General features: G+C 72.0%; 12 protein-coding genes and 1 pseudogene. 7 read left to right on the top strand and 6 right to left on the bottom strand.

Annotated features, from left to right (window positions below; translation table 11 throughout):
* Nucleotides 1-116: 116 nt before the first annotated feature.
* The 3 genes from ACZ4Z1_RS27830 to ACZ4Z1_RS27820 all read right to left on the bottom strand — a co-directional run bounded on the left by ACZ4Z1_RS27830 (nucleotide 117) and on the right by ACZ4Z1_RS27820 (nucleotide 3,148).
* The gene (locus ACZ4Z1_RS27830) at nucleotides 117-1,061 is read right to left on the bottom strand and encodes an NAD(P)-dependent oxidoreductase (protein WP_468489367.1); all 945 of its coding nucleotides are present in this window, start codon (nucleotides 1,059-1,061) and stop codon (nucleotides 117-119) included.
* Between the two features lie 39 nt (nucleotides 1,062-1,100).
* Entirely contained in the window at nucleotides 1,101-1,868 is a 768-nt protein-coding gene (locus ACZ4Z1_RS27825; RefSeq protein ID WP_468489366.1) for a class I SAM-dependent methyltransferase, read from the bottom strand.
* 437 nt (nucleotides 1,869-2,305) lie between these two features.
* Nucleotides 2,306-3,148: a helix-turn-helix transcriptional regulator gene (locus ACZ4Z1_RS27820; RefSeq protein ID WP_468489465.1), complete on the bottom strand. Its 843-nt coding sequence runs from the start codon at nucleotides 3,146-3,148 to the stop codon at nucleotides 2,306-2,308.
* A 191-nt stretch (nucleotides 3,149-3,339) separates the two neighbouring features.
* Here ACZ4Z1_RS27820 and ACZ4Z1_RS27815 point away from each other — a divergent pair, with 191 nt between their 5' ends.
* The 3 genes from ACZ4Z1_RS27815 (at nucleotide 3,340) to ACZ4Z1_RS27805 (ending at nucleotide 7,038) form a co-directional block, all read left to right on the top strand.
* On the top strand, nucleotides 3,340-4,788 hold the full coding sequence (locus tag ACZ4Z1_RS27815; protein ID WP_468489365.1) for an MFS transporter: 1,449 nt from the start codon (nucleotides 3,340-3,342) through the stop codon (nucleotides 4,786-4,788).
* 111 nt (nucleotides 4,789-4,899) lie between these two features.
* Nucleotides 4,900-5,637 (top strand): helix-turn-helix domain-containing protein, encoded by a 738-nt coding sequence (locus ACZ4Z1_RS27810; RefSeq protein ID WP_468489364.1) that lies wholly within the window; start codon nucleotides 4,900-4,902, stop codon nucleotides 5,635-5,637.
* Nucleotides 5,638-5,841: 204 nt separating this feature from the next.
* The gene (locus ACZ4Z1_RS27805) at nucleotides 5,842-7,038 is read left to right on the top strand and encodes a 4-hydroxybenzoate 3-monooxygenase (protein ID WP_468489363.1); all 1,197 of its coding nucleotides are present in this window, start codon (nucleotides 5,842-5,844) and stop codon (nucleotides 7,036-7,038) included.
* 17 nt (nucleotides 7,039-7,055) lie between these two features.
* Here the strand turns inward: ACZ4Z1_RS27805 and ACZ4Z1_RS27800 are convergent, their stop codons facing one another.
* Nucleotides 7,056-8,078 carry a hypothetical protein gene (locus ACZ4Z1_RS27800; RefSeq protein ID WP_468489362.1) on the bottom strand — a complete coding sequence of 341 codons (1,023 nt, stop codon included), beginning with the start codon at nucleotides 8,076-8,078 and terminating at the stop codon, nucleotides 7,056-7,058.
* A gap of 107 nt (nucleotides 8,079-8,185) precedes the next feature.
* Entirely contained in the window at nucleotides 8,186-8,374 is a 189-nt protein-coding gene (locus ACZ4Z1_RS27795) for a hypothetical protein (protein ID WP_468489361.1), read from the bottom strand.
* A gap of 84 nt (nucleotides 8,375-8,458) precedes the next feature.
* Here ACZ4Z1_RS27795 and ACZ4Z1_RS27790 point away from each other — a divergent pair.
* Nucleotides 8,459-8,638, top strand: a pseudogene (locus tag ACZ4Z1_RS27790) (two-component sensor histidine kinase); the annotation flags it as partial.
* A gap of 192 nt (nucleotides 8,639-8,830) precedes the next feature.
* Here ACZ4Z1_RS27790 and ACZ4Z1_RS27785 read toward each other — a convergent pair.
* The gene (locus tag ACZ4Z1_RS27785; RefSeq protein ID WP_468489360.1) at nucleotides 8,831-11,620 is read right to left on the bottom strand and encodes a helix-turn-helix transcriptional regulator; all 2,790 of its coding nucleotides are present in this window, start codon (nucleotides 11,618-11,620) and stop codon (nucleotides 8,831-8,833) included.
* A 177-nt stretch (nucleotides 11,621-11,797) separates the two neighbouring features.
* Here ACZ4Z1_RS27785 and ACZ4Z1_RS27780 point away from each other — a divergent pair, with 177 nt between their 5' ends.
* The 3 genes from ACZ4Z1_RS27780 to ACZ4Z1_RS27770 all read left to right on the top strand — a co-directional run bounded on the left by ACZ4Z1_RS27780 (nucleotide 11,798) and on the right by ACZ4Z1_RS27770 (nucleotide 15,147).
* On the top strand, nucleotides 11,798-12,712 hold the full coding sequence (locus ACZ4Z1_RS27780; RefSeq protein WP_468489359.1) for an MBL fold metallo-hydrolase: 915 nt from the start codon (nucleotides 11,798-11,800) through the stop codon (nucleotides 12,710-12,712).
* 22 nt (nucleotides 12,713-12,734) lie between these two features.
* Entirely contained in the window at nucleotides 12,735-14,225 is a 1,491-nt protein-coding gene (locus tag ACZ4Z1_RS27775; RefSeq protein WP_468489358.1) for a carboxylesterase/lipase family protein, read from the top strand.
* A 232-nt stretch (nucleotides 14,226-14,457) separates the two neighbouring features.
* Nucleotides 14,458-15,147 carry an ANTAR domain-containing protein gene (locus ACZ4Z1_RS27770; protein WP_468489357.1) on the top strand — a complete coding sequence of 230 codons (690 nt, stop codon included), beginning with the start codon at nucleotides 14,458-14,460 and terminating at the stop codon, nucleotides 15,145-15,147.
* Nucleotides 15,148-15,186: the final 39 nt, after the last annotated feature.

Below are 15,186 nucleotides of genomic sequence, written 5' to 3'. Positions count from 1 at the left end.
AGAGGATTGGTGGTGGGGGGGGAGGTTGTGGGTGGGGGGACTGGTGGGGCGATGTCGTGGGGGACCCCCCCCTCTCCTCCCCCCGCTGGTGACACCCCCCCCGACCCGGGGCGATGTCAGACGACCCGCCGGACCAGGCCGGGGCCGGTGTCCCCCGACACGGCGAAGGCGACGGCGGCGGCCAGGAAGCGGCCGACGGCGTCATCGGTCATCCACGCCATGTGCGGGGTCGCCAGCGAGTTCGGGTGCCGGCGCAGGAGGTCGTCGGCGGGCAGCGGTTCGATGTCGAAGACGTCCAGCGCCACCCCGCCCAGCAGCCCGGCGGCCAGCCGCCGGCGCAGCTCGGTCATGTCGACCAGCGCGGCGCGGGCGGTGTTGACCAGCAGGGTCCGGGGACCGAGCAGGGCGAGCCGGCGCGCGTCGATGATCTCCTGGTTCCCTGGTGTGGCCCGCAGGTGGACACTCACCGCGTCCACCGTGCCCAGCAGGGCGTCGAGAGGCATGCGGGTGACTCCGGCCGCCCGGGCCGCACGCTCGTCAAGGGACGGCGACCAGGCCGCGACCCGCATCCCGATGCCCTGCGCCAGGCGGGCCACCCGGGAACCGACCCGTCCCCATCCGACGATCCCCAGCAGCGCCCCGGACAGTTCACGGCCCGCGGCCGGCTGCCAGCCCGGAGCGGTGCCGACGGCCGTCGGCACCCGGTGGGCCAGCATCAGCAACAGGGTCAGCGTGAACTCGGCCACCGAGTCGGCGGCCAGCCCCGGAGTGTCGTGGACCGCGATGCCGGCGGACCGGGCGGCGTCGGTGTCGACCGCCCGGCCGGCCGGGCCCGCCACCACGACCTCCCGCGGCCGTTCTGCCAGCAGGACGCCGGTGTCCAGCGGCCGTCCGTGGAAGAAGTGCAGCACGGTACGGGCGCCGCGGATGCGCTCGGCGAGCCGGGACGGTGTGGCGTACGGATCGGTGAAGACTTCGATCGCGTCGCCACCGGGGCAGCGGCGGACGAGTTCGGCCAGCCGCGGGTAACCCTGGCATTCGGGCAGGACGAGGCGTCCCACGTTGTTTCCTCCCCCGTAGAACTGGTGTGGTGGGACCGGTCAGCGCACGGCGAGGCGGACCCGGCAGGTCCACCACCACGTCCGCCCGCCGGCCATCCGGCGCTCCGCCACCTCCCGCAGCCGGGTGAGGCCGAGCGCGTCCTCGCCGACGCCCTGTTCGAGCAGCGCGATCACCCCGCCCTGACTCGCCGCGAAGTCGACGAATCGGGCGGCGCCGTCGGTCTCCTTCATGTGCAGGCACACCTCGTTGACGTGCCGGAACAGGCCGCTTTCGCGCAGGCGCGCCACGTGCTCGCTCTTGGGGGCGAAGCTGGGGCGCAGCCCGCGCTCGGCCTCCAGGGCCGTGTGCGCGACCTCGAAGTCCCGGTAAGCGGCGTCGACTTCGGGGTCGACGGCGGGCGGCCAGTCGAAGTCGAAGGCGGCCAGTACCGCGCCCGGCCGCATGATGCGGGCGATCTCCGGAAAGGCCAGGGCGGCGTCGAACCAGTGCAGGGCGTGGCTCACCGTCACGATGTCCGCGCAGCCGTCCGGCAGCCCGGTCTCCTCGGCCGTACCGTCCACCACGTGGATGCCACGCCGGGCGGCGACGGCCCGCATCTCGGGGGAGGGCTCCACGCCGGTCACCTTGGGCCAGATCGTGGCGGACAGTCCGGTGCCGCACCCGATGTCGACCACGGCCGGGTCGGCGACCCCCGACCATTGGCGCAGCAGGTCGGTGAGTTCCTCGGGGGGTTTGGGGCGGACGCGGTCGTAGAATTCCGCGAACTTGCTGAAGCGCTCGGCAGATTCAGGAATTAAATTCGGCATGGCCCTGACGCTAACACAGCCGCCGGAAGGGCGCTCGCGTGACAAACGGCATAGTTAAATCTTCGTCAACCGACGGTCGGGTAAGGGTATTGGAGAAAAAATATAGTTTCCTGTTCAAGCGTTATTTCGGCAGGTCAGGGCGTTGGTGGAGGGTGTGTACAGGGTGAGTCCGGGCGGGTATGGCGAAGTGCCCCAAGGGGGATGTGCCGATTGCCCGGGGTGTTTTCGGGGGTATTCGCGCAACTCGCGTGAGGGGAAGAGAGTGGCGTTAGTGGCGCGGCATCGTGAATTGCGAGAGGGAATTAAGGTCCGGCAATTTGCGGTTCAGGTATCCGGGATCGGCTGAGGCGGGGCGGGGCGGGGCGGACCGGTTCTGACCCGGCCGGCATCTGCCGTCCCAGTTGCCGGTTACCGTTCGCCGGCTTCCGGCCGGGCGCTCAGGCCGACAGGCGCAGCAGCGCCTCGTGGTCCGGTGTCCCCGGCGGCGCCTGGTAGACCACCAGTCGCTGGCCTTCGCTGCGGGCCACGTCGAAAGCCTCGTACGTCAGCGTCAGCCGGCCCGCCTCAGGAAGGTGGTACACCTTGCGCCCGTTGGTGCGTGCCCGGACCTCGTAGCGCTGCCACAGGGAAGCGAACTCGGCACTGCGGGCGGAGAGTTCGTCGACGAGCCTGCAGATGTCCGGCGCGCCCGGGTACACCACCACGGCGGCGCGCAGGTGGGCGACCACGCCGTGGGCCACGTCCTCCCAGTCGGCGTACAGCTCACGGGCGAAGGGGTGGACGAAGGCGTAGCGCGCGGTGTTGCGCTCGTGCTCGGGCCAGTCCTCGATGCCGGGGAAGAGGCGCAGCGCGCCCCGGTTGGCGGCCAGCAGGTCGCTGGACCGGCTCAGCACACAGGCCGGGTACGGGTGCGCGATGTCGAGCATGCGGCGGACCTCCTCCCGGACCGCGCGCGAGGTCCGGCCCGTCCGCGCGCCGGCGGCCGGTGCCGAGGCCCGGCCGCGGCTCAGCTCCGCGAGGTGGCGGCGCTCGTCGTCGGTCAGCTTGAGCACCTGTCCGATGGCCTCCAGCACGGCAGGACTCGGCCGCTGCTGCTTGCCCTGCTCCAGGCGCCGGTAGTACTCGATGCTGACGCCGGCCAGGATCGCGACCTCCTCGCGCCGCAGCCCGGCCGTACGCCGGCGCCCCGCCGACGGCGGCAGACCCGCCTCCTGCGGTGCGACGCGGCCCCTTCGGCTGCGCAGGAAGTCGCCCAGCTCCGTTCTGTTCCCCACCGGCATGTTGCTCACAGATGCAGTATGCATTCACCGGGTCGGCCGAGGGGGGCCCTGCCAGGGCCCCCTTGGCAGGGCCTCCCTGCGGACGGGCTCCCGGGGCACGCTGGACCCACCGCAGCGATCTGCGCGCGGCGGGCAGGGAACGTGACAGGGGCGGCGCGGAGGCCCACGAAGAAAGGACGGTGGGCCCGGCTGTGTCCACTCAGGCCGAACTCACCCGTCGGGAACGCAATCTCGTCCTGGCGGTCTGTTGCACGAGCGTGTTCCTCGGCAACCTCAACAACACGGTGCTCAACGTGGCGCTGCCGGCGATGCAGCGCGACCTGCACAGTCCGCTCTCCGGACTGCAGTGGACCACCGACGCCTACCTGATCGTGCTGGCCGCGCTGCTGATGCTCGCCGGCTCCGCCGGGGACCGGCTCGGCCGCCGCCGCGTCTTCCAGACCGGTCTGGCCCTGTTCACCCTCGGCTCGCTCCTGTGCGGACTGGCCCCCGGCCTGGGCTGGCTCATCGCCTTCCGCATCGTCCAGGCCGTCGGCGCCTCGATGCTCAACCCGGTGGCCATGTCCATCATCACCAACACCTTCGCCGAACCCCGCGAACGCGCCCGGGCGATCGGCGTCTGGGGCGCTGTGATGGGGGTGGCGATGGCGGTCGGCCCGATGGTGGGCGGGGTGCTCGTCCAAGGCCTGGGCTGGCGGTCGATCTTCTGGCTCAATCTGCCGATCGGGCTGGCCGCGTTCGCCTGCGCCGCACGCTTCGTACCGGAGTCCCGTGCGCCCCGGCCGCGCCGGGTGGACCCCGTCGGGCAAATCCTGGTCATCGTGCTGCTGGGCTGCCTGACGTACGCGATCATCGAGGGGCCCGGCACCGGATGGACCACGCCACGCACCCTCGCCTGCGCCCTGGCCGCGCCGGCCGCGCTCCTCGCACTCGTCCTCTACGAGCGCCGGCGCACCGAACCGCTGGTGGACCTGAGGGTCTTCCGCAGCGCCGGGTTCAGCGGAGCCAGTGTCATGGCGGTCTGCTCGTTCTTCGTACTCGGCGGGTTCCTCTTCCTCAACACGCTCTACCTGCAGAACGTCCGCGGCCTGTCGGCCCTGGCCGCGGGCCTGTACCTGCTGCCCATGGCCGTCATGAACATCGTCACCTCGCCGCTCTCCGGACGGCTGACCGCCACCCGAGGCCCCCGGCTGCCGCTGCTTCTGGCCGGCGCCGCCACCACCGCGGGCGGTGCCTTGCTCGCCACCGGAGGCGCCCTCAGGACCGATGCGCTGCTCTTCACCGCGTACGTCCTGATCGGTATCGGCGTCGGGCTGGCCAACACGCCTGTCACCAACGCGGCCATGTCCGGCATGCCGAAGGAACAGGCGGGCGTGGCCGCGGCGATCGTCTCCACCAGCCGCCAGTTCGGGCAGGCGCTGGGGGTCGCCGTGCTCGGCGCGGTACTCACCGCCGGCCTGCACCGCTCCGGTACGCCGTTCACACAGGCGGTGCTCCCGGGGTACTGGATCGTCACCGCCTGCGGCGTGGCCATCGTCGTCCTCACCCTGGCCACCACACGCCGCACCGCGCCCGCCGCCGAGACCGCCGTCCCCGCGCGGCAGCAGGCGGCGCCCGAGGTGGCCGGGCCGCGGGTCTGACGCGGTGCGGACGGGATCCCTGGGCCCGCCGCAGGGGCCGTACCGCCGGTAGACTGACGGCCGATGCCGGAAACCCGCCAGCCTTCCCCGCCGCCCTCGAAGCCCCGGGCCATGACACCTGATGGGGGAGGCTGGCTTCCGCATGGCTACCACGTCGACCCCCACTCCCACCCCCAGGGTCAGCTGGTGTACGCGGCCGCCGGCGCCCTGGCCACCACGACCGCACGCGGGACCTGGGTGGCCCCGGCCAACCGGGTCACCTGGACGCCGCCCGGCTTCGCCCACTCCCACCGCTTCTACGGCAGGACCGACGTCCGCCTCGTCGCCGTCCCGCTCGCCCTGTGCGGCCAACTCGTCCCGCACCCCAGCGTGTTCGCGGTGAGCCCCTTGCTGCGCGAGGCCCTGCTGGCGCTGACCGATCGGCGTGAGTTCCGCCTCGGCGCGTACGAACGGCTGCTCGCGGTGCTGGTCGACGAACTCGCCGAGCCCCCCGAGCAGTCCCTGCACCTGCCCGAGCCCCGCGACGGCCGGCTGCGTGCCGTCACCGATCTCCTGCACGCCGACCCCGGCCGGAGCGCGACCCTGGCCGAGCTGGGGCGCGAGGCGGGAGCCAGCGATCGCACCCTGAGCCGCCTGTTCCACACCGAACTCGGTATGAGCTTCCACCGCTGGCGCACCATCCTGCGCATCCACCACGCCCTGGTCCACCTCACCGACGGCTGGTCCGTCACCGAGACCGCGATGGACTGCGGGTGGTCCAACCCCTCCAGCTTCATCGACGCGTTCACCGAGGTCGTCGGCCAGACACCGGGCCGCTACCGAGCGGGCCTGCGCGAGGGCCGGAAGTAGCCGTACGGCCCCCAGGGCTCAGCCGGCAGGCAGGGCTCGCCGAGTGAGTCGGCGGGTTTTCGGCATGCGGTGTCCGTTCACCGGTTGGTGGCGACCGCTGCCGGATTCCACAGTGGTGGTCGGCACGCCGCACCGTCCGGACGCACCGTCGCCCGTGCCCCGGCGTGTCCGACCACCGCTCTCTTCGAGGAGGCTCGGCACCGCATGGGCGCACCACATGAGAACACCGCCGTCGTTGGTGAGAACACCGTCGTCGTTGTCGTAGGGGCCGGGGTGGCCGGGCTCACGCTCGGGAATTTCCTGCTGTGCAACGGAGTTGCCTGCGTCATTCTCGAGAAGCACGCGCGGGAATACGTCGAGCAGCGGCAACGAGCGGGAGCGATCGACGGCCGCGGGGTGCGCATGTTCCGCGAATGGGGGCTCGCGGGGGTGCTGGAGGGCGACCCCGTTCCGGAGGCCGGAAGCGCTTTCTGGGTCGACGGTGAAGAACTCCCGATGGAGTTCGACGGGGACGACAACCGCGACAGCATCTTCTGTCCTCAGCAGGTTCTCGTCCGGAACCTCACGGACGTCTTCCTGCGCGGCGGCGGCGACCTCCGCTTCGAGGCCGCCGGCGTTTCCCTGGAAGACGCCGACGGCGAGTGCCCCCGCGTGCGCTATCGGGACACCACCGGCTCGACGCACATCGTGAACTGCGACTTCATCGCCGGCTGCGACGGCTACCACGGCGTCAGCAGGGCGTCCATTCCCGCCGACGCCCTCACCCGCTACTCCCACGAGTACGGGTATTCGTGGCTCAGCGTCCTCGCCCAGGTACCGGCCAAGCCCCTGGGCATGGCGATACACTCCCGCGGCCTCGCCGGAATGCTCCCTCGCGGTGCGCACGCCAGCCGTCTCTACCTCCAGTGCCCGGCCGGTGACACCCCCGCGCAGTGGCCGGACGAGCGTGTCCGGAGCGAAATGGAAGCCCGTTTCTGCACCCCCGTGCCGATCGGCCGGATCATCGACAAGCGGATCGTGCCTCTTCGGTGCGTGGTGTACAGCCCCATGAGCCACGGCAGGCTGTATCTGCTCGGGGACGCGGCACACATCGTCCCTCCGATGAGTGCGAAGGGGCTCAACCTCGCCCTCTACGACGCCGAGGTCCTGGCCCGTGCCCTTGTCCGCCAGGCCCGTCATGACGACGCGAGTCTGCTCGACAGCTACTCGGACACCTGCCTCCGCCACATCTGGAATTACCAGGCCTTCGCGGCATGGATCACCGAACTGGTGCACAACGCCGGCGACGCTTCCTACGCGGGGGAGTTCCGCAAGCAGATCGCCCGGGCCGAACTGGAGCGCCAGTTCACCTCTCCCGCGGCCAACAAGCTCTTCGGTGAACTCAGCGCCGGGGTGAACTAGGGACCGGCCCGGTTCGCCTACACTCCCGGGCCGCCCCCTTCACCGTCGTCGTGGTCCGGCATCGGCAAGGGCTCGGCATCGCGCATCAACTGAGTCGTCCAGAACCGCTCCACCACGGCAGGGTCCTGCCGCGCCGGAGAGGTCACGGTGGGCTCGGCGGCCGTGACGTCCTCCGCCGTCGTGCCCGGTACACGGAAGCCGTCCGGCCAGCTGCGGGCGAAGCGCCGCAGGGCGTGCCGCTGTTCGTCTTCGAGCGCGATATGCCGGGCCAGGACCGTGCGGTCGACGTGGGGCGCGACGGCGGCGAGGACCAGGCGCTTGAGTTCGTCCGGGTCCAGGGCTTCGACCTCCCACTGCACCGGGCGGGCGGGATCGAGGCCATGGCGGCGGGCGAAGGCCCGCCAGCCCGGGTCGCCGCGCCGGCCCTCCGCCGTGGGCAGGCCGTAAGCGAGGGCCTGCTCGTAGGTGAGGGCGACCCGCTCGACCGCGCTCCAGCAGCCGGTACGGGTCACGAAGTCCCGTTCGACGTCCTCCCCCGACGCGTCGCAGTCCCCGACGTACAGCAGCCGGTGCTCCCGGGGGTCACGGGCCGCGCGGGCCCGTACGGCATCGACGTACGGCTGGGAGTCGAAGCCGCGCACCACCAGCACCGGAATGCCCAGCTCGGCCACCCAGCCGGACATCAGTGAACGCAGCGTGTCCTTCTCGGCCGCGAGGTGGAGCGCGCAGTGCTGGCCCTGTGTGCGGTCCAGGCCGAACCGGTCGACCACCTCCTCAAGGAACGCGCCTGCGTCCGGCCAGGCGGGTGGGACGTGGACTTCGCGCGGGGTGCCGGCCAGGTCCGGGAAGTCGCCCAGGCGCCGGGCTTCGGCGCACCTCGCCGACAGCCGGCGGTACATCGGCGGCGAGTTCGCGATCAGGCCCTCGGCGACCAGCCGGTAGTGCAACTGACGCAGCGTGCAGTTGCCCGCCCCGTAACCCACCGCGATCTGCCGCGCTCGCGCCACCACCGCGGCCCACCGCACCCGCCGTAAGCCCATACCGGTACATGTACCCAGCGCTGACGGCCACCGGACCACGAGGCGGCCCCGGTTGCAGAGTGCAGCCGGGGGCCGTCGGCGGGCCTGGATCGGAGGGTCAGTCGGCGTCAGCCGGGGCCATGGGGCAGGGCGAAGGTCTTCACCGTCTTGCCGTCGTGCTGGTAGACGACCTTGGGCGTGGCGAACGCCGCGCCGGCCGGTACGGCGGGAGCGGCGCCGGCGACCGCGAGGGTCAGGGCGGCACGCGGCCCGGTGCGCCGGGGACGGCGGGCCTGTGACATCGCGTGCTCGGACATGAGCGCTCCTTCAGGGAAGAACGTGTTCCACACGGGCGCCGGAGTGCACCCGTGTCCGGCACGCTAGGCAGCCCCTGTTTCGGCGGCAAGCAGAGCGGCGGACACGGCCTCGGGCTCACGATCGCCGAAGGCCAGGCCCGCGTCCTCGGCGCCAGCCTGCGCTTCGCCAACGCCCCCGACGGCGGAGCGGTCGCCGGACTCACCCTGCACCCGTCGGCCCGGCACTCCGGGCAGCGTGAGGCCGTACCGTCTGCGTCCCGCTGAGCCGCGTCGGGGAGGGTGGTGCGGGCTGCTTCGTCGTGGAGGAGCGGGGAGAGCGGCGAGGCCACGGTCAGGCCGGCTTCGGCCGGGTGCCGCAGGAACCTGCCGGGGTCGGTGCGGTAGGTGCCGGAGCGCCCCTCGTGGATGGGGGAGAGGTGACGCGTCAAGTGACCGCCTCCATGGCCGGACGTGTCCCTACCCCTGGCGGGCCGCCGTCGCGAGGGTCCCCTCGATGAGGTCGCGCAGCTGGGAACGGGCGGTGATGCCCAGCTTGGGGAAGCTGCGGTAGAGGTGGGAGCTGACCGTGCGCGGGGAGAGGAAGAGCTTCTCGCCGATCTCACGGTTGGTCAGTCCGCGGGCGGCGAGCCGGACGATCTGCTGCTGTTGCGGGGAAAGTTCGGCGAGCGCGTCGGGGGCCGCATGCGTGACGTCGAGGCCGGCGGCGCGCGATTCGGCCCGGGCACGTTCGATCCACGGGCGCGCGCTCAGGCGACGGAAGATCTCCAGGGCCTCGGTGAGCGGCCCACGCGCCTCTGCGATGCGCCGACGGCGCCGCAGCCATTCGGCGAGGTCGAGCAGGGTCTGTGCGCGTTCGAAGGGCCAGTACTCCAGTGCCGGGTCCGCCAGAGCCGCCCGGAAGTGCGGTTCGGCGTCCTCGGGGTCCGCCAGCAGGCCACGGGCTCGGCTGATCAGCGCGCGCAGGCGCGGTGAAGCGTGGTCCGCCAGCGCGGATGCCGAGCGCTCGACGATCGCGACCGCCTCCTCGTGGCGGCCGCAGCGCACAGCGGCGGCGGCCAGATCCGCGAGGGCCGGGTTGGAGGCGTGGTAGTGCACGGGCGCGCCGTCCGCCGTGAAGACCCTGCGGAGATGGCCGTACGCGGTCTCGTAGGCACCTTCCGCGGCTTCCGCGGCACCGAGCGCACGACGGGCATAGACCGCGACCGAGCGGCTTTCCAGCGGATCGATCAGCATGAGCGCGTCCTCGGCCCGGGTCCGGGCCGAGGACGCATCGCCCTGGAAGGCCAGCACGGTGGCGTCCACGGTGGCCGCACAGGCCACGGCGTGGTCGAGGCCGGCCGCCCGGCCGACCGCGGTGATGCGGGCGCAGGCCTCACGGGCCTGTTCCCACCGTCCGCGCTCCACATAAGCCCAGGCCACCGCGCCGCCCAGCCCCTCGGGCAGTGCTCCTTGCAGCTCCCAGCGGTCGAAGGCCCCGTCGAAGGCGCGGACGGCCTGTGGGGTCTCGTCCAGGAGCCATGCCATGATCCCGACGGCGGTGAGCCGTTCCGGCCGGTCTGCCGCCTCGGCAGCCAACTGCGGCAGCAGGGAAAGGAATCGGGGCCGGTCCTCGAAGGGGTCCGACACGGCCCTCGTCCAGGTACGCAAGCCTGCGTACGAGGCGTTCGCGGGAAGGCGCCGCAGGAGGTCCTGGATGCGGTGGCGATGGGTGTCCTCTCCGGAATAGAAGCGGACGACGGCGGCGCCGGCCACGAGGTCCAGCCCGGCGGCGGGCTGGGAGGCCGCCAACTGCTCGGCCATGTCGGCCAGTCGGGAGAAGACCACGGTGTGGCGCACGGTCAGGATCGCCAGCCGTGCGGCCTGCACGGCGGCGGAGGCCAGCAGGGTCGCGTCATCCGTGCGCGTGCGTGCCGCGGCGACCAGCTCCTCGACCCAGGCGATGTCCCCGGTGAACACGGCCGCCGCGGCGGCTTCGACCAGCAGCCGGGCACTGTCCTCGCGCCGCGGTGCGAGTTCCGCGGCGCGCTGCAGGGCCTGGGCCGCCGCTGCCTGGCCGCCGCGGCGGCGGGCCCGGTCGGCGGTCCGCTCCAGCTCCGCCGACACGGCAGCGTCCGGGTGCGGGCAAGCTGCGGCAAGATGCCAGGCACGCCGGTCCGGTTCGTCCCGCAGCATGGCGGCGAGCGCGAGGTGAGCCTCGCGCCGGGCACCCGAGGACGCGGCGTGATACACGGCGGACCGGACCAGTGGGTGGCGGAACCGGACGTCACGGCCGGCCCGCCGGACCAGCCCGGCCTGCCCGGCCGGCAGCCAGGCCGCGTCCTCGGCGCGCGGCAGCCCCGCCGAGACGGAGATCGCGGGGTCGGCGCTGTCCATCGCGGCCAGGAGCAGCAGAGCCCGCGTGGTGGAGGCGGGGAGGCCGCTCAGGCGGTCGGCGAAGACCCGTTCCAGGTGATCGGTGAGCGGAAGCGGACCTGCGGACGGCAGGGCCGCAGCCGTGTCCCGTGCTGAGGCTGATCTGGCCAACTCCACCAGCGCCAGCGGGTTGCCGCCTGCCTGGTCGAGGATGCGCGACCTGGTACGGCCCATGGGGCTCTTCGGCTGCAGGTCCAGCAGCTGGTGGGCCGCAGCGTTGTCGAGCGGCCCCAGGGTGAGCAGCGGCACATGAGGGTCGAATCCCGGAAGGTGGTCGCCGCCACGGGCCCCGATCAGCATCGTGACCGGTTCACCTTCCAGCCGTCTGGCGGCGAAGGACAGCGCGTCCAGGGAAGCACGGTCGAACCACTGCGCATCGTCCAGCACCACGAGTACGGGCTGATGGTCACCCAGGCCTGACAACAGGTTCAGGACGGCGACCCCGACCAGCATGGGACCGGGACCCGACGTGGCCGACCCCTCGCCGAAGGCGTCCAGCACCGCAGCGCGCTGCCTTTCCGGCAGTGCGGCCACCTCGGCCGGCACCGGCCGCAGCAACTGGTGCAGTGCGGAGAACGCCAGGCTCGACTCCGACTCGCTCCCGACGGCGCGCAGTACGCGAGCGCCGCCGGCTTCGGCCCGGCGCACCGCGTGCTCCAGCAGGGTGCTCTTGCCCGTGCCCACATCGCCGACGAGCTTCAGCACCGGGTCGGCCGACACCGAGTCCACCGCACGAAAGAGGCGTGCCGATTCCGCGTCCCGGCCGACGATGAGCTCCCCCGGACCCGGCTTCGGTCCCGTGACCGCACCGCGGTCGCCTGTGTGCTCGTCCACGGAGTCTCCCGTAATCGCGGCTTTCGACCGGAGTCGCCTGGCCCCGGCTCACCAGGCTACAAGCGGCCGGCCCGGTGCCCGGGCCGTGCGCGCGGGTGCAGTCACGTTACGGATACCGCGAGCGCCCAGGCCGCTCGTACGGTTCCAGGAAAACCTCCGCCTTTCCAAGGACGTCTCATGGAACACATCAAGCTGGGCGACGTATCCATCACACGGGTATGGGAGTACTTCGGTTCCGTCGAAATGACACCTGACACCTTCTTCCCGGGAAGCCCGGAGGAAGTGTGGAACAGCGGTGCCTCCTGGCTGACTCCGCATTTCCTCGATGCAAAGACCCATACCGTCAAGTCCGCGATCCAGACCTGGCTGCTGCGCAGCGCGGGCAGGACCATCCTCGTCGACACCGGCGTGGGCAACCACAAGGACCGCCCGTACGCGCCGGTCTGGAACCGCCTCGAAACAGGTTTCCTGGAAAATCTCGCGCGCGCCGGCGTCGCGCCCGAGGACGTGGACATCGTGATCAACACGCATCTCCACATCGATCACGTCGGCTGGAACACGTACCTGGACGGCCGGCAGTGGGTGCCCACTTTTCCCAACGCCACCTATCTGATGCCGAAGGACGACTTCGACTTCTGGAATCCCGAGAACGGCCACAAGCCGCTGCTCGGCCGCGGCAACCAGAATGTCTTCGAGGACAGCGTGGCCCCGGTGCACCAGGCCGGCCTGACGCTGCTGTGGGAAAACAGCCACCGGATCGACGCCGGTCTCCGCCTCGACGCGGCTCCCGGACACACCCCCGGCTCCTGCGTACTGACCCTCACCTCCGGGACGGACCGCGCGGTGTTCGTCGGCGACCTGCTGCACAGCCCCGTGCAGATCATCGAGCCCGACTCCAACAGCTGCTTCTGCGAGGACCCCGCGGGCGCCCGCGCCACCCGCCGCAAGGTGCTGGGCTGGGCGGCCGACAACAACGCACTCGTGATCCCCGCGCACCTGGGCGGCCACGGCGCCGCCGAGGTGGTGCGCGAGGGAGGCAAGTTCGCCGTCAAGGGCTGGGCCCCCTTCGCCCCGTACACCGAGCAGGCCTGAGCCCTGCGGAAAGGCACGAGACATGAGCCGCCACCCCGAGCCCGTCGTGACCACGGCGCAGGGAGCCGTCCGCGGCCTGCGCCAGGGCGACACCGCCGCTTTCCTGAACATCCCCTACGCCGCCCCGCCCCACGGCGCCGGCCGGTTCGGGCCGCCGCAGCCGCACGAGCCGTGGGACGGCATACGGGACGCCACCGTGCCGGGGCCCAATGCGCCGCAGTCCGAGCGCAAGCTCGGCAGCATCGACATGTCCCCTTACTTCGGCACCGGCTGGAGTCGCGGCGAGGACTACCTCACCGTCAATGTCTGGACGCCCACCGCCGCCAACGGCGGCCTGCCGGTCATGGTGTTCGTCCACGGCGGCGGATTCGTCGCCGGATCGACGCGGTCCGCGCTGTACGACGGCTCCGCCTTCGCCCGCGACGGTGTCGTCCTCGTCACCCTCAACTACCGGCTCGGCATCGCCGGATTCCTCGACCTCCCCGGCGCGCCCGCCAACCGCGGCCTGCTCGACGTCGTCGCCGCGCTGCGCTGGGTCCAGGAGAACATCGCCGTCTTCGGCGGTGACCCGCACAACGTCACCCTCTTCGGCCAGTCGGCCGGGGCGACCATCGTCGGCGGTGTCCTCGCCACCCCCGAAGCCGCAGGTCTCTTCCACCGGGCGGTCATCCAAAGCGGCAGCGGACTGGGGGCGTTCACCACCGAGCAGGCCGCTCGCGTCACCCGGGCAGCGGCCGAGGCTCTGGGCGCCGAGCCCCACGTCGATGCCTTCGCAGACATCTCCGACGACCGTCTGGTCGCAGCCGCTTCCCGGCTCGCGGGCATCGGCCTGCGAACCGAGACGCACCACGACCCGCTGATCGGACTCAGCCCTTTCAGCCTGGTCCTCGACACGCAGCCCGCCGAATCCGTCGCCGCCGGCCTCAGCAACGGCGTCGACCTGCTCATCGGGACCAATACCGAGGAAGGGAACCTCTATCTGGTCCCGGTGGGCACGTACGCCACCTCGACCGCCGGGGACGTCGACGATGCGGCGGCGCGCTCGCACCCGGAGCCGGCGCGACTCGTCGAGACGTACCGGAAGGCACGCCCCGAAGCCTCCTTCGGCGAGCTGCGCTCCGCCATCATGGGCGACGCGCTGTTCGGCGCGGGTAGCCGGGCGTTGGCCGGCGCGCATGCCGCCCACCCCGAATCCGCCACCTACGCGTACGAGTTCGCCTGGCGCTCCCACGCCCTGGACGGAGAGCTGGGCGCCACCCACGCGGTCGAGCTGCCTTTCGTCTTCGATGTCGCCCACCTTCCGCAGCTGCACGGATCCGCCGCCCTGCTCGGCCCTGACAAGCCCCCCGCGGATCTCGCCGCCCGCATGCACGGGACATGGGTCCGGTTCGCCGGGAGCGGCGGCCCCGGCTGGGACCCGTACGACGGCGAGCGCCGGGCCACGATGCGCATCGACGCCGAGTGGACCCAGGTCGACGACCCCCGCAGCCAGGAACGACAGGCCTGGCGCTGACCCTCCGGCCCGATCCTGCTGATCAGCAATTCGCGCACCAAGATGCACGTAACCTTCTTCATGTATTGGTTGACGTATATGGGGCGGTGGGGCGAGCCTGGACGCGGAAGCAGGTGAGCTGACCAGGGAGAGGAAGGCCATGCCGGAGCCTGCACACAGCGCACCCCCACTCCCGGGGAACACCCCCGGACAAGCCGCCACGGCGCCACCGGCCCGAACCGAGCCGTGCCTGATGGCCATCGAGGTGACCGCGGACGGTGACCGCGCCGGCGTCGTGGTCCGCGGAGAACTCGACCTGGACACCGGCCGGCACGTCGAACCGGCCCTGCATGCCGCCCTCGGCCACGCCGTACACGGCCTCGACCTGCACCTCGGCGCCGTGCACTTCTGCGACTGCGCCGGCCTGGGCATCCTGCTGCGCCTGCGCAGCCGGGCCCTGAACCGGAACAAGACCGTCACCATCCGGACCAGCAGCCTCGCCGTCGACCAGATCCTGGACCTGACCGGCACCCGGGAACTGTTCGACACCCGGGCCCCGGACGACCGGAGCGCGCCCCGCTCCCTGCCCCGAAGCCGCACCCCGCGCCAGGACACCGACCGGGACACCGACGAAGAGCTGCACAGGGAGCTGGCCCAGCTGCGCCGCGCCATGCGCACCCGCCCGGCCATCGATCTGGCCCGCGGCATCCTCATGGCCACCTTCACCCTCAGTCCCGAGGCGGCCTGGGCCGTCCTGGTCACCACGTCCCAGAAGACCAACACCAAACTGCACCGCCTCGCCCAGGACCTGGTCGACAGCCTCCGGGGAGGCGTACTGCCCGAAGCCACCCAGCAACAACTGGCCGCCGCGATCATGGAGGCCAACGCCGCCGCCCCAGCCCCGCCGGAAGGGGCTTCCCCGCACAGCGCCGTGCCCGGATGACGCACCGCCCTGCCCGGCGCACAGTCACCGGAGCGGCCC

The sequence above is a fragment of the Streptomyces sp. NPDC030165 genome, from assembly GCF_055573595.1.
This window is presented reverse-complemented; position numbering and strand designations above follow the sequence as displayed.

Coding starts and splice junctions, on each gene's coding strand:
- ACZ4Z1_RS27810 (WP_468489364.1), top strand. CDS start 4,900: ATGACACCTGATGGGGGAGGCTGGCTTCCGCATGGCTACCACGTCGAC.
- ACZ4Z1_RS27820 (WP_468489465.1), bottom strand. CDS start 3,148: ATGCCGGTGGGGAACAGAACGGAGCTGGGCGACTTCCTGCGCAGCCGA.
- ACZ4Z1_RS27795 (WP_468489361.1), bottom strand. CDS start 8,374: ATGTCCGAGCACGCGATGTCACAGGCCCGCCGTCCCCGGCGCACCGGG.
- ACZ4Z1_RS27805 (WP_468489363.1), top strand. CDS start 5,842: ATGGGCGCACCACATGAGAACACCGCCGTCGTTGGTGAGAACACCGTC.
- ACZ4Z1_RS27775 (WP_468489358.1), top strand. CDS start 12,735: ATGAGCCGCCACCCCGAGCCCGTCGTGACCACGGCGCAGGGAGCCGTC.
- ACZ4Z1_RS27825 (WP_468489366.1), bottom strand. CDS start 1,868: ATGCCGAATTTAATTCCTGAATCTGCCGAGCGCTTCAGCAAGTTCGCG.
- ACZ4Z1_RS27770 (WP_468489357.1), top strand. CDS start 14,458: ATGGCCATCGAGGTGACCGCGGACGGTGACCGCGCCGGCGTCGTGGTC.
- ACZ4Z1_RS27780 (WP_468489359.1), top strand. CDS start 11,798: ATGGAACACATCAAGCTGGGCGACGTATCCATCACACGGGTATGGGAG.
- ACZ4Z1_RS27800 (WP_468489362.1), bottom strand. CDS start 8,078: ATGGGCTTACGGCGGGTGCGGTGGGCCGCGGTGGTGGCGCGAGCGCGG.